The sequence below is a fragment of the Paraburkholderia sp. DHOC27 genome (genome assembly GCF_003429005.1).
Taxonomy (GTDB): domain Bacteria; phylum Pseudomonadota; class Gammaproteobacteria; order Burkholderiales; family Burkholderiaceae; genus Paraburkholderia.
The window spans coordinates 268,269-281,505 of record NZ_QVQV01000002.1 but is presented as its reverse complement, the minus strand read 5'-3'; the positions used below and the strand labels follow the sequence as shown (position 1 = coordinate 281,505).

Sequence of the window (13,237 nt, the reverse complement as noted above, 5' to 3'; positions counted from 1 at the left end):
CTATGCAGTTCATTGCGATTGCGTTGATTCAGCTTGCCAGAATCCGGTTCAATGAGGCGCCCTTTGCACCCACGTGCGCACTCTAATTCAGTGCGCCTGTGCCTCTACCGACATGCTGTGGATGAACTTGCCGAGAAAACGCTCGCAGGCCACGAGTTGCTCGAGCGCGACAAATTCGTTGGCCTTATGAGCCTGCTGGATGTCGCCCGGCCCGCACACGATGGTCGGCACGCCCGCCAGCGAGAACAGGCCCGCTTCGGTGCCGTACGCGACCTTGCGCTTATCCTGATCGGCCGTGAGCGCGCGCACCAGTTGCGTGATCGCGGCCTGCTCAGACGAATCGAGCCCCGGCGCTGCCGCGATCTTCGAAAATTCGATTGCGGCATTGGCGTGCTCACGCAGCATCTTCGGCAACAGCGTTTCACGCGCGTATTGCTCGATGCGCGCGAAGATCGGCTCAGGGTCGAGCGTGGGCAGATTGCGAAATTCGAACTGGAAGCGGCATTCGGCCGGCACCGTATTGATGGCGTTGCCACCCTGGATCGTGCTGGTCTGTGCCGTGGTAAAGGGCACGTCGTAGAGTTCGTCGAACGGACCCTGTTCACGGAACTGGTCGGCGATATCGCGGATATGGCAGATGAGGCGCGCCGCGTATTCGATGGCGTTCAGCCCCTTTGGCGTGAGCGACGAATGCGCCGCCTGGCCGCGCACGCAGCACTGGTACGTATTGATGCCCTTGTGCGCGATGACCGGGCGCATGCTGGTCGGCTCGCCGACGATGCAGCCATCCGGCTTGATGCCGCGTTTGAGCAGATCCGCGATCATCAGCGGTGCGCCCACGCAGCCCACTTCCTCGTCGAACGAGAGCGCGAGGTGAATGGGTCGGGCGAGTTTCGTGCGCTGCATTTGCGGCACGAGCGTGAGGGCCGCGCCGATGAAGCCTTTCATGTCGCAGGTGCCGCGGCCAAACAGTTGCTCGCCGCGCACTTCCGGTTTGAATGGGTCGCTGTCCCATTGCTGACCGTCGACCGGCACCACATCCGTATGGCCCGAGAGCACGATACCGCCATTCGTTTCACCGTCGTGCGCGGGAATCGTGGCGAACAGATTGGCCCATTTGCCGCTGTCGTCGTGCGTGAGCGTGGCTTCGATGCCGAGCGTTTTCAGTTCGTCGCGCACCGTTTCGATGAGGCCGAGATTCGGATTACGGCTCACCGTATCCATGGCGACGAGGCGTGTCACCCAAGGGAGCGAAGCGGGGGATGATGAGGCGCTAGAGGCGTTTTGTGCGGCAGGCGTTTGCGTGGGACGCGCTGAATCAGCGACGTGGGACATGACAAGACTCCAGCTTTTAAGTCTTTCGATCATACCCAAAAACCCGCTGACGGGCCAAAGCATCTAGCGCAGACCGCACCGGAAACGCACCGCTTGCGCGGCGCAACAAAAAGGGGCGCACGACGGCGCCCCTTTTTGATCGACACAGCGCCGACGCCTAACGTGCCGCGGCCGCAGCCGTACCACGGGTTGGCGTGCCGAGCGCCCGCAAGGTTTCCTTGACGGTCGCCACGCGCACGGCGAGGTCCGGGCTGCGAGTCTCGATGCGCAGTTTGTCCTGACCCGCCAGTTTGATGTGCTTGTGTTTCTGCACCATCTCGATGATACGCATTGCGTCCACCGGCGGATTGGGGATGAATTGCAGACCAATCACCGCTTCGCCGGCGTCGATCTTCGAAATGCCCAGCGGTTTCGCCGCGAGCCGCAAGCGATGCGTTTCCACCAGCGCATGCGCCTGCGGCGGCAACTTGCCGAATCGGTCGATCAGTTCCTCCTGAATGCCGTCGATCGAATCGTTGTGTTCGCAGTTTGCGAGACGCTTGTAGAGCGACAGCCGTTCCTGCACGTCGCCGCAGTAATCGGCCGGCAGAATGGCGGGCGCGTGCAGATTGATCTCGGTGGTGGCCGCGAGCGGCGAGGTGAGATCGGGCTCCTTGCCTTCCTTCAGCGCTTTCACGGCGTCGTTGAGCATGTCGGTGTAGAGCTGGAAGCCGATCTCCTGGATTTCGCCAGATTGCTTGTCGCCGAGCACTTCACCCGTGCCGCGAATTTCGAGGTCGTGCATGGCCAGATAGAAGCCCGAGCCGAGTTCTTCCATCTGCTGGATGGCTTCGAGACGGCGCTGCGCCTGCTTGGTGAGCCCCTGCGGATCATGCACGAGCAGATACGAGTACGCCTGGTGATGCGAACGGCCCACCCGGCCACGCAACTGGTGCAACTGTGCGAGGCCGAATTTGTCGGCGCGGTGAATCAGGATCGTGTTGGCGCTCGGCACGTCGATGCCGGTTTCGATAATCGTCGTACACAGCAGCACGTTGGCCCGTTGCGCCACGAAATCGCGCATCACGCGTTCGAGTTCGCGCTCGTGCATCTGACCGTGCGCAACCGCAATGCGCGCCTCGGGCACCAACGCTTCGAGCATCTGGCGGCGATTCTCGATGGTCTCCACTTCGTTGTGCAGGAAGTACACCTGACCGCCGCGCTTCAGTTCGCGCAGCATGGCTTCGCGGATCACGCCGTCTTCCTCACGGCGCACGAAAGTTTTGATGGCGAGTCGCTTCTGCGGCGCGGTGGCGATCACGGAGAAATCGCGCAGACCTTCGAGCGCCATGCCGAGCGTACGCGGAATCGGCGTGGCCGTGAGCGTGAGCACATCGACTTCGGCGCGCAGCGCTTTCAAGGCTTCCTTCTGACGTACACCGAAGCGATGCTCTTCGTCGATGATGACGAGACCGAGCCGCTTGAACTGCACGTCCGAAGACAGCAGCTTGTGCGTGCCGATCACGATATCGACCGTGCCTTCGTTGATCTGCTGGATCGCCGCGTTGACTTCCTTGGTCGACTTGAAGCGTGACAGCTCGGCGATACGCACGGGCCAGTCGGAGAAGCGGTCCGTGAAGGTCTGCGTATGTTGCTCGGCGAGCAGCGTGGTGGGCGAGAGCAGAGCGACCTGCTTGCCGCCCATCACGGCGATGAAGGCGGCGCGCAGCGCGACTTCCGTTTTGCCAAAACCGACGTCGCCGCACACGAGACGGTCCATCGGCTTGCCGCTCGTCATGTCGCCGATCACGGCGGCAATCGCCGCGGCCTGGTCCGGGGTTTCCTCGAAGCCGAAGCTTTCCGCAAATTTCACGTAATCGCGCGGGTCGAGTTTGAAGGCAAAACCTTCGCGCGCGGCGCGGCGCGCATACAGGTTGAGCAGCTCGGCTGCTGTATCGCGAATCTGTTGAGCGGCTTTGCGTTTGGCTTTTTCCCACTGGCCGGAGCCGAGTGAATGCAGCGGCGCGCTTTCCGGATCCGCGCCGCTGTAGCGCGAAATAACGTGCAATTGCGCAACCGGCACGTACAGCTTGCTCTCGCCTGCGTATTCGAGGTGCAGGAACTCGGTTTCGCCTTCGCCGAGGTCCATCGTCACGAGACCCATGTAGCGGCCAATACCGTGTTGCGAATGCACGACCGGGTCGCCCACCTTCAACTCGGACAGGTCGCGCACCATCGAATCGACGTTGCTCGCCTGTTCCTGGCGACGGCGTCCCGCGCGGCGAGCGAGTGGACCGTAGAGTTCGGTCTCCGTCAGGATCGCGATGCCTTCGGCGGGCACCGCGAAGCCGTTCGAAAGCGGCGCGACGCCGAGCGAGAAACGGGCGTCGCTGGTCAGCCAGTCGTTGAAGCTGTCGCTCGACGAAGGCCGCAGATGATTGTCGGCCAGCAATTGCAGCAGCGTTTCGCGCCGGCCGGCCGACTCGGCGGCGAACAGCACACGGTTGGGCGTGGTGTCGAGATAGAGGCGCAACGCCGCGATCGGGTCTTCCGCGTGACGGTCAATGGCGAGATCCGGCAGCGGCGTGGCCCAGCCACCGCCTGCGTTGCCGGGTAGCACGAGGCGCGCGAACGGCTTGGCGAGCGTGAAGAAATCCTCGTCCGAGAGGAACAGCCGCTGCGGTTCGAGGATGGGACGGTCGCGATCGTGCGAGAGAAAGTTGTGGCGCTGCTTCGTGTCATTCGTGAAGCGGCGGATGGCGGCATCCAGATCGCCGACGAACGCGAGTTGCGCGTCGGCCGGCAGATAGTGGAACAGGGTCGCCGTTTCCTCGAAGAAGAGCGGCAGGTAATACTCGATGCCGGCGGACGGCACACCGTTGCCAATGTCCTTGTAGATCGACGCGCGGCTCGGGTCGCCTTCGAAGACTTCGCGCCAGCGGCTGCGGAAGGCGGTGCGGGCGGCTTCGTCGAAGGGGAATTCGCGGCCCGGCAGCAGGCGCACGTCCTTCACCGGGTACAGGCTGCGCTGCGTGTCGGGGTCGAAGGCGCGGATCGAGTCCACCTGATCGTCGAACAGGTCGATCCGGTAAGGCAGCGGCGAGCCCATCGGGAACAGGTCGAGCAGCGAACCGCGCACGCAGTATTCACCCGGGCGCACGACCTGGCTGACGTGTTCATAGCCAGCGAGCGTCAACTGCGCCTTCAGCTTGGTCTCGTCGAGGCGCTCGCCCTGCGAGAACGAAAACGTGTACGCCGCCATGAAAGAGGCGGGCGGCATGCGGTACAGCGCCGTGGTAGCGGGTACCAGCAGGATGTCGCAGCGGCCCTCGCCGAGATCGTGCAGGGTGGCAAGGCGCTCGGAGACCAGATCCTGGTGCGGCGAGAAAGTATCGTAAGGCAGCGTTTCCCAGTCGGGCAGCAGACGCACCCGGGCTTCGGGCGCAAAGAAGCTGATTTCCTGCGACAGACGCTGGGCGTCCACCGCGCTGGCGCAGACGACGGCGAGCAGCGGCACCTGCTCGCGGTAGGCGAGGTGGTAGCGGGCGATCAGCAGGGCGTCGGCCGAGCCGTGCGTGCCGTCGAAGGCAAAACGCTGACCGGCCTTGACGAGGGCGACCGGCGGGGTGGACTGCGAAGATGCGGCGATGTCTGGCATAAAGGGGGGGAGAGCGGCCGTTGGATCACACGTGAGCCGCAAGTTTACGCGCGTCGTGACGTGTATGCGAAGCAGCTATTATAAAATCCGTCCTTTACTTTTACTTCGCGGCGTCCGCCCCAGTGACTTCACGCCTTTTTGCTTTGATTCCGTGCGCAGGCACCGGCAGCCGATCCGGCGCCACCATGCCCAAGCAATACCGCACCGTCGCCGGTCGCGACCTTTTGCATTTCTCCCTTGCCGCGTTTGATGCCTGCAGTGAATTTGCCCAGACACTGCTGGTGATCGCCCCTGACGACCAGCATTTCGACGCCCGCCGGTTTGGCGGCCTGCGCTTTGCCGTAAGCCGCTGTGGCGGGGCTTCGCGCCAGGCGTCGGTGCTGAACGGACTGCATGCGCTGAGCGAATTCGGCGCGCACGATAACGACTGGGTACTGGTCCACGACGCCGCGCGGCCGGGCATCACACCGTCGTTGATCCGCTCGTTGACGGGGGCGCTGAAGGACGACAAGGTGGGCGGCATCATGGCATTGCCGGTCGCGGATACGTTAAAGCGCATCGCGCCGGACAGTGGCGGACGGATTGCCCGCACCGAGCAGCGCGACGGCTTGTGGCAGGCGCAGACGCCGCAGATGTTCCGGATTGGCATGTTGCGCGAGGCGATTCTGAGCGCGCAGCAGGCGGGCCATGACCTGACGGACGAAGCGAGCGCGATTGAATGGCTGGGTCATGTGCCGCTGCTGGTGCAGGGCAGCTTGCGCAACTTCAAGGTCACTTACCCGGAAGATTTCGATCTGGCCGAGGCGATTCTTTGCCGGCCGGCGGCTTCCTGAGCGTCATGCGTTTTTGTCTTTTTGCTAATTGTCGATAACGGTTGATAACGGATTTCAGGCTATGGATTTCAGAATCGGGCAGGGGTATGACGTGCACGCGCTGGTGCCGGGGCGGCCGCTCATTATTGGTGGCGTGACGATTCCGTATGATCGCGGACTGCTGGGGCATTCGGATGCCGATGTGTTGCTGCATGCGATTACCGATGCGCTGTTCGGCGCGGCCGCGCTGGGGGATATCGGGCGGCATTTTTCTGATTCCGATGCGAAGTTTGCGGGAGTGGATAGCCGGGTTTTATTGCGGGAATGTCTTGCGCGCGTGAGGCAGGCTGGGTTTTCTGTGGTGAATGTGGATAGTACGGTGATTGCGCAGGCGCCCAAACTGTCGCCTCATATCGAGGCTATGCGGGTTGTTATTGCTGAGGATTTGCAGCTGTCGCTGGATAAGGTTAATGTCAAGGCTAAGACTAATGAGAAGTTGGGGTATCTTGGGAGAGGGGAAGGGATTGAGGCGCAGGCTGTGGTTTTGATTAAAGGTTTGTGATTTTTTTTGCCTGCGGCGCGGTTTTGTTTTTCTGGCTTTTTCTTGTGTTTTTCTTTGGCCTTTTCTTGCTTTCTTTTTGGCCTTTCCTTGAATTCTTATTGGTCTATTTGTGTTGCCCCTGTGCGGGGCGGCACTCACTTTCTTTGCCGCCGCAAAGAAAGTAAGCAAAGAAAGCGGGCTCACACCGCCAGCCTGTAGGTGTCTCCCTCGCCGCTCCCGCGGTATTGGTCCGAGACGAGGCCGCCCCTCACAGTTTCCCCCTTCGTGGCACAGCAGTCATTCATCCCACTCCGCACTACGTGCGTCGCGGTCGGGTTCGCACCCTGGGGTCAGCAGCGGAAAGCGTGATGTCGCCGCACACGCAAAGCCATAAGAATGGCTGCGCTTGTCGAGCCGGCGCCGCGCGGCATGCGTGAGTGCACCGGTATCTCGGGGAGCGGGCTGCGATTATCTGCATTCCTAACGGCGGAGCTGCGGATGCTTTGAGTGACTGTTGCGGGCGCGCATGAACGCGATGCGTGCTGGGGGAGGTTATGCCCGCCGGCGGGGCGCGGAGCGCGACGCTGGAGCGGATGACGGCCTGGTCACGAACGTGGAAGGTACGGGGGACCATCTCGTCTCGGACCAATACCGCGGGAGTGGCGAGGGAGACACCTACGAGCTGGCGGTGTGAGCCCGCTTTCTTTTGCCTACTTTTCTTTGCGGCGGCAAAGAAAAGTAGGTGCCGCCCCGCACAGGGGCGACGCAAATAGACCAATAAGAAAGCAAGGAAAGGCCAAGAACAAAAAACCAAGACCCATCAAATCAGAAAAAAGAAAGAGCCCCGCGGCGCGCCGCAAAAACCAAAACCTTTATTTCCCCTCAGCCGCCACAACCAACGCGACAGCGTTAACCACAGCAGCAATGCGCCCCACATCCCGAAGCTGAGTGGAACTCATCCCCTCAGCCACAAGCGTATCAAAATGTGATTTCACACAAAAATGGCACTTGCCAATAATGGAAGCCGCCAATGCATACATTTCAAACCGTCGCTTATCCACACCACCATGCGACGCATAAGCATTCATCCGCAAACCCGCCGGCTGCGATTTCAAATCCGCGCTGTCGGTCATCTCGACATACGGATACCAGACGTTATTCATCCCCATCAACGCAGCAGCCGTCAGCGCGCCGTTGACTTCCTCGGGACTCAGCACGCCAGCATTGCGGATCGTCTCCACCAGCACCGAACTCTTCGCCGCAAATGCCGCCGCCAGCGCCACACCCACTGCGTCCGTGCCTTCCAGCGACGAACGCGCAATCGTGCCATCCAGATTCAAACGGATGTCTTTAGCATAGTCGGGAACAAGTGCTTTAATCGAAGACAAGAATTCCATTGATATCTCCTATCAGTGTGTCGATAAAAAAGCCCGCCGGCTCTTTCAAGCTTAGCGGGCTTCCGACTGCAATGCTTACAGCGTTGCGCCGCCAACTGCACGGTTGCACGGGCACAGTTCGTCCGTTTGCAGACCGTCCAGAATACGCAGCACTTCTTCCGGGTTGCGGCCGACGTTCAGGTTGTTCACCGAAACGTGCTGGATCGTGTTGTCCGGGTCGACGATGAACGTGGCGCGCAGTGCCACGCCAGCTTCCTTGTCGCGCACGCCGAGCTGGTCGATCAGCTCGCCCTTCACGTCGCCGAACGCATAGTGGTTCAGCTTGCTCAGGTCCTTGTGTTCACGGCGCCATGCCAGCTTCACGAATTCATTGTCGACGCTGCCACCCAGCAGAACTGCATCGCGCTCAGCGAAATCGTTCGTCAGCTTGCCGAATTCCACGATTTCCGTCGGGCACACGAAGGTGAAATCCTTCGGGTAGAAATAAATGATTTTCCACTTGCCCGGGAACGACTGTTCGGTGATCTCTTCGAACGCCGACACGCCATTTTCTTCGTGATTGTTAAAGCCCGGCTTGGCTGCGGTGACTGTGAACGCTTCGAGTTTGTCGCCAACGGTTTTCATGCGGAATACTCCTGAAGTTGCCAATGAGTGGGTAAAACAGCTTGTTCAAGCTACCTGCTCGCTGTAACGATTGCGTTACACGGAAACCAGTATAACTCTATTGATGCATCGCATCAATAGTTTTTAACTAACACTGTGGATAGTTTTTCTTCACCGCACCGATAGTCGATTTATCTGTCACTGCTCGCGGCGTTTTAGCAAATGGGATATTGCGCAGACTGATGCGCTGCGGCAATCCTGGGTAGGCGCGGCTGGTCCGGGAAGCGCCAGCCAAGGACAGCTAAGTGAGCCGGGCGCACGGCACACACGGCGGTACGCCCTGAAGGGAAGTGCGACCCGACAGCGGCTCAGGTGCCCCGCGCGAGTGGAAACTCGATCGTCACTTCGAGCCCCGGACCCGGCGTCCGGTTGCGTAGCCGCAGCCCGCCGCGGTAGCGGCCCACCAGACGCTGCACGATGGCCATGCCGAGGCCTGTGCCATTCGCCTGCGTGCGCGCGGTGTCGACCCGGTAGAACGGGCGCGTCACCAGCGCGAGCTGGTCCTCGGGAATGCCGGGGCCCTCATCGACGACGGAGAGTTCGACCCGCGAATGCGAGACCCGCGTCTCCAGAATCACGTGCGGGATGCCGTCACCTTCGCTCAGCCCGTACTTGCGCGCGTTCTCCAGCAGATTGCCGATCACGCGGCGCATGTCCGTCTCGTCCGCCTCGATCACCGCGGACGGCGCCAGCCGCGTGATCAGTCGCATGCCGTCTTCTGACGACATACGCGCCGCCAGTTCTCCTGCGATCACCGAAAGGTCCACGGGTTCCGGGACTCTTTGCACCGGACGCGCGTAATCGAGGAAGCGGCCGATGATCATGTCCATCTGTTCGATGTCATCGACCATCGCGTCCTTGGTGCTCTGATCCGACGGGCTCATTTCGGTTTCGAGCCGCAAACGTGCGAGCGGCGTACGCAGGTCGTGCGAGATGCCGGCCAGCATTAGCGCGCGGTCCGCTTCGAGCTGTTCGAGGTCCTGCACCATCTGGTTGAAGCTGCGGTTGGTTTCGGCGGCGACACCCATGCCGCGCTCGGGCAGCGGTTCCGGCGACTGCCCCGAACCCACCTTGCGTGCGGCCATTGCCAGCCGGGCGAACGGCCGGTTCACCAGACTCGTGATGAAGGCCGCGCCGAACAGCGACAGCGCCAGCGCAAACACGCCCCAGCCGGCCCATTGCAGGCCGGTGGCGTTGTCGAGCTGATCGCGATCGAGCGCGACCCAATAGTCGTCGTCATCGATCTTGAAGCTGATCCACACGCCGGGAATATCGTTGACGCTCTGCGCGATGACGGTGTCGTCGCCAAGGCGTCCGCGAATGTCATGCTCGATCAGGCGGTTGAGCGACTCGTCCGGCTGGAGCTTGTATTTGTCCGTGGTTTCGCGCGGGTACACGCGCACCCCTTCATTGCTCTCCAGATCCTGCAGCAGCGCGCGCCGCAGGTCGGGATCGGAATAGAGGAGTGCGGTACGCGTGAGCTTGACGATGGCAACCAGTTGCAGCGCCACGCGCTGCGCGCGCGGCTCGCGTTCGATCACGCGGAAGCTCTGGAACCACGCGGCGAGGCTGACCGCGATCAGCAGCGCGATCAACAGAAAGGTCCGCCAGAAAAGGCCACCGAACGCGAGCGTCAGGAGGCGCCGGTCGATCCGCATGGGCCCTTCTTATCTGGAAGCAAAAACGGAAAGCGCGAGCAAACTCAGGCAGCGCCGTCAGGAATGAACACGTAGCCCAGGCCCCAGACGGTCTGGATGAAGCGCGGGCTGCCCGGGTCCGGTTCGATGAGCTTGCGCAGCCGCGAAATCTGCACGTCGAGGCTACGGTCGAACACTTCGTATTCACGGCCGCGCGCCAGTTCCATCAGCTTTTCACGCGAGAGCGGCTGACGGGGATGCCGTGCGAACACCTTCAGCACCGAAAATTCACCCGTGGTCAAGGGGATTTCCTGGCCGGCCTTGGTCAGCGTGCGGGTGGCCAGGTTCAGCGCGAACTCGCCGAACTCGAAAACCTCGGTGGTCTCGGACGGTGCGCCCGGCAGTTCGGACGGCGACTGACGGCGCAGCACCGCATGAATGCGGGCCACCAGTTCGCGCGGATTGAACGGCTTCGGCAGGTAGTCGTCCGCGCCCATTTCGAGGCCGACGATACGGTCCACGTCTTCACCCTTGGCCGTCAGCATGATGATCGGCGTGCGGTCGTTGCTGCCACGCAGACGCCGGCAGATGGACAGGCCGTCCTCGCCGGGCAGCATCAGATCGAGCACCAGCAGGTCGAAGCGTTCACGCACCCAGAGCTTGTTCATGGACGGCGCGTTTTCGGCGACGTAGACATTGAAGCCCTGTTCACCGAGGTAGCGGCGTAGCAGATCGCGCAGACGCGGATCGTCATCGACGACGAGGATTTTTGAAGGGTTTTTGGTTTCCATGGTCGGCATCTTAGCGCGATTACAAAGTGATGCTAGTTTGCACCAATTTGTGGGTTACAGTCGGTTACAAAATTTACCCGGTGTGTGGCGCGGCGTAAAGGCTCGACGCGTAGACTGCTTTACGGAATGCGGCTGTTCGGTGGATACTTCACTCGATTAAAATTCACGTACCCGGCACTTCTCGGGGTTTGTACACGCATTTAGGGTATCCGGTTGCCGCACCACGAAGGGAACAAGATGAAGGGAGGGGTTTGGCCGAATGTGCGCCTTAGCGTGATTGCGCTGGCAGTGGCCGGCACACTCACGGCCACATTAGGCCCTACGCTCGCCCATGCACAGTCCTCTGACGATCGGGCATCGAGTCCTCGCGTGCCGCGCTATCGCGGCACCAAACCGTCCCGGCAACCGCATGATCCCATCGCCGACCACCCTGCATCAGACGTCATGATGCGCACCGCAGTTCCCCCCGACCTCGATCAACGCCGCCGCGACGGTCACATGACACCGGAAGAGCGGCGCCTGCTGCGCCAGCACATCGAAGACGCCGTGCGCGAGCTGTACAAGCGCTAGGCGTAGTTCGGTTCCTGCTCGCCAGATCGTTCCTTTGCGACGGCGGCGGCGGCGCGGCTATCCGCGTGAAAAATTTGGTTGCACTTCCCCCGTCAACTTTTGCGTTCAATCTGCCGTTGAGCCGTCATCAGGGAGACGCGTAGGCATTCGCGGATGCGCGCCCATCAGCCGGACACGGATAACCGAAGATGAGTGCATCGCTCACGTTGATTCGAAGCGCAAAGGCGACGCTGCTGATGGCGGCGGCAGTGCTGCCAGTGGGTTTCGAAACGCGGGCCTTTGCCGCGCCGTCTTCGGCTGACGTCACGCAAGCGGCACCAGGCGCCGTCACCCAACAGCCCGCAAAACACCAGACACACCATGTACGCGAGACCGTGCACAAGATGCCCGCCGTCACGCAGGACGATGCCTCGCAAACCCTCCTCGACGCCGACGACGCCCGCTTTTTCCTCACACGCACCGGCTTTGCACCGGACAACGCCGAGCTTGCGCAGTACATCGGCCTGACGCGCGAGCAGGCAGTCGACAAGGTGCTCGCGGCAACCCGTACCGAGGCTGCCACGCCGATGCCCGCATGGGTGCTCGAACCCGTCCCGACGCGCGATGAACGCAAGGCATGGACCGACGATCAGCGTCAGGCCGAACAACGTCTGCGCAATCAGCGTTATGACGAACTGCGTGCATGGTGGGTGCGTGAAATGGCAAGCACGCCGTCGCCGCTGACCGAGCGCATGACGCTCTTGTGGCACAACCACTTCACCTCGGCACAGGACAAGGTGGGTTATCCGCAGTTGATGGCGCAACAGAACATGCTGCTGCGGCGCGAGGCGTTGGGCAACTTCGGCGAGCTGTTGCACGAGGTGGCCAAAGACCCGGCGATGCTGCAGTACCTCGATGGCGCGGGCAATCGCAAGGGCAAACCCAACGAGAATTTCGCACGCGAGGTGATGGAGCTGTTCACCTTGGGCGAGGGCCATTATTCGCAACGGGACGTGTCCGAGGCCGCGCGTGCCTACACCGGCTGGAGTCTCGACCCCGACAGCCTCGCTTACGTGTGGCGCGCGAACCAGCACGATGACGGCGTCAAAACCGTGCTGGGCGAGAGCGGGCCGTTCGACGGCGATCAGGTGCTCGACATCCTGCTCGCCCGTCCCGAGACCGCTAACTTCATCACCGCTGAATTGTGGCGTGAGTTCGTCTCCGATACGCCGGATGCCGCCGCCATTGCGCCCATCGCCGAGCGCTTTCGTGCTAGTCACTATGAGACAAAGGTAGCACTGCGCGGCCTATTTCTGAGCGACGCGTTCTGGGACGAAGAAAATCGTGGCACGCTGGTGAAGTCGCCTGCGGAGTTCGTGGTGGGCACGCTGCGCGCATTCGATATCAGCTACGACAACACCGCGCCGTTTGCCGGTGAGATGCGCACGCTCGGCGAGAACCTGTTCTATCCGCCCAATGTGAAGGGCTGGCCAGGCGGCGAGAACTGGATCAACAGCTCCACGCTGCTGGCCCGCAAGCAGTTCGTCGAGCAGTTGTTCCGTGCCACTGAAGCGGCTGGGGCGAAGCGGCCATCGTCCGCTATGAGCCAGCCTGGTGTGCGCGAGAACGCACAAGGTGCGGCGATGCTGCGGCGCGCGATGGCTCATGCCGGACAGGGTGGCGTACGCTTCGATATCGACGCCTGGCTTGCCCAGTATCACACCGCGCCGGCGGCGAAGCCGGGGCTGTCCGCGGAATTGCAGTTGCAGCATGCCGTGCTGCCGATCACGCCGGTCGACGCCATCGAAACCGACTCGACCGGCAGCGCCTATCTGGAGGCGTTGTTGATGGATCCGGCTTTTCAGTTGAAGTGAT

The 13,237-nt window shown here is 61.7% G+C and carries 10 protein-coding genes; 4 read left to right on the top strand and 6 right to left on the bottom strand.

From position 1 onward, the window contains the following. Positions 1 to 87: 87 nt before the first annotated feature. Together argE and mfd are read right to left on the bottom strand one after the other, a co-directional pair. Complete coding sequence (gene argE / locus D0B32_RS09510) at positions 88 to 1,335, bottom strand: acetylornithine deacetylase (RefSeq protein WP_117333708.1); 1,248 nt, start codon at positions 1,333 to 1,335, stop codon at positions 88 to 90. 157 nt (positions 1,336 to 1,492) lie between these two features. Next, positions 1,493 to 4,972: a transcription-repair coupling factor gene (gene mfd / locus D0B32_RS09505; protein WP_117333707.1), complete on the bottom strand. Its 3,480-nt coding sequence runs from the start codon at positions 4,970 to 4,972 to the stop codon at positions 1,493 to 1,495. A gap of 122 nt (positions 4,973 to 5,094) precedes the next feature. Between mfd and ispD the strand changes: the two genes are divergently transcribed. Next, positions 5,095 to 5,805, top strand: coding sequence for a 2-C-methyl-D-erythritol 4-phosphate cytidylyltransferase (ispD, locus tag D0B32_RS09500; RefSeq protein ID WP_117333706.1), 711 nt, complete (start codon positions 5,095 to 5,097; stop codon positions 5,803 to 5,805). A 61-nt stretch (positions 5,806 to 5,866) separates the two neighbouring features. After that, positions 5,867 to 6,346: a 2-C-methyl-D-erythritol 2,4-cyclodiphosphate synthase gene (gene ispF / locus D0B32_RS09495; protein ID WP_117333705.1), complete on the top strand. Its 480-nt coding sequence runs from the start codon at positions 5,867 to 5,869 to the stop codon at positions 6,344 to 6,346. 851 nt (positions 6,347 to 7,197) lie between these two features. On the opposite strand, the gene D0B32_RS09485 is transcribed toward ispF, so the two are convergent. From D0B32_RS09485 to ompR, 4 genes are all read right to left on the bottom strand, one after another. Further along, the gene (locus D0B32_RS09485; protein WP_117333704.1) at positions 7,198 to 7,722 is read right to left on the bottom strand and encodes a carboxymuconolactone decarboxylase family protein; all 525 of its coding nucleotides are present in this window, start codon (positions 7,720 to 7,722) and stop codon (positions 7,198 to 7,200) included. Positions 7,723 to 7,797: 75 nt separating this feature from the next. Then, positions 7,798 to 8,346 carry a peroxiredoxin gene (locus D0B32_RS09480; protein WP_117333703.1) on the bottom strand — a complete coding sequence of 183 codons (549 nt, stop codon included), beginning with the start codon at positions 8,344 to 8,346 and terminating at the stop codon, positions 7,798 to 7,800. A 347-nt stretch (positions 8,347 to 8,693) separates the two neighbouring features. Next, positions 8,694 to 10,043 (bottom strand): ATP-binding protein, encoded by a 1,350-nt coding sequence (locus tag D0B32_RS09475; RefSeq protein WP_117333702.1) that lies wholly within the window; start codon positions 10,041 to 10,043, stop codon positions 8,694 to 8,696. Positions 10,044 to 10,087: 44 nt separating this feature from the next. Further along, positions 10,088 to 10,822 carry a two-component system response regulator OmpR gene (ompR, locus tag D0B32_RS09470; protein ID WP_006048917.1) on the bottom strand — a complete coding sequence of 245 codons (735 nt, stop codon included), beginning with the start codon at positions 10,820 to 10,822 and terminating at the stop codon, positions 10,088 to 10,090. Positions 10,823 to 11,050: 228 nt separating this feature from the next. On the opposite strand from ompR, the gene D0B32_RS09465 reads away from it, so the two are divergent. Beyond that, a complete protein-coding gene (locus D0B32_RS09465; protein WP_117333701.1) occupies positions 11,051 to 11,383 on the top strand; it encodes a hypothetical protein in 333 nt (110 codons plus the stop codon). Between the two features lie 383 nt (positions 11,384 to 11,766). Continuing rightward, the gene (locus D0B32_RS09460) at positions 11,767 to 13,236 is read left to right on the top strand and encodes a DUF1800 family protein (protein WP_117334152.1); all 1,470 of its coding nucleotides are present in this window, start codon (positions 11,767 to 11,769) and stop codon (positions 13,234 to 13,236) included. Position 13,237 lies beyond the last annotated feature (1 nt).

What these genes read in the sequence shown, in the direction of transcription:
- D0B32_RS09475 (WP_117333702.1), bottom strand. Translation starts at nt 10,043, where the DNA reads ATGCGGATCGACCGGCGCCTCCTGACGCTCGCGTTCGGTGGCCTTTTC.
- D0B32_RS09460 (WP_117334152.1), top strand. Translation starts at nt 11,767, where the DNA reads ATGCCCGCCGTCACGCAGGACGATGCCTCGCAAACCCTCCTCGACGCC.
- D0B32_RS09480 (WP_117333703.1), bottom strand. Translation starts at nt 8,346, where the DNA reads ATGAAAACCGTTGGCGACAAACTCGAAGCGTTCACAGTCACCGCAGCC.
- D0B32_RS09465 (WP_117333701.1), top strand. Translation starts at nt 11,051, where the DNA reads ATGAAGGGAGGGGTTTGGCCGAATGTGCGCCTTAGCGTGATTGCGCTG.
- ompR (WP_006048917.1), bottom strand. Translation starts at nt 10,822, where the DNA reads ATGCCGACCATGGAAACCAAAAACCCTTCAAAAATCCTCGTCGTCGAT.
- ispF (WP_117333705.1), top strand. Translation starts at nt 5,867, where the DNA reads ATGGATTTCAGAATCGGGCAGGGGTATGACGTGCACGCGCTGGTGCCG.
- mfd (WP_117333707.1), bottom strand. Translation starts at nt 4,972, where the DNA reads ATGCCAGACATCGCCGCATCTTCGCAGTCCACCCCGCCGGTCGCCCTC.
- argE (WP_117333708.1), bottom strand. Translation starts at nt 1,335, where the DNA reads ATGTCCCACGTCGCTGATTCAGCGCGTCCCACGCAAACGCCTGCCGCA.
- D0B32_RS09485 (WP_117333704.1), bottom strand. Translation starts at nt 7,722, where the DNA reads ATGGAATTCTTGTCTTCGATTAAAGCACTTGTTCCCGACTATGCTAAA.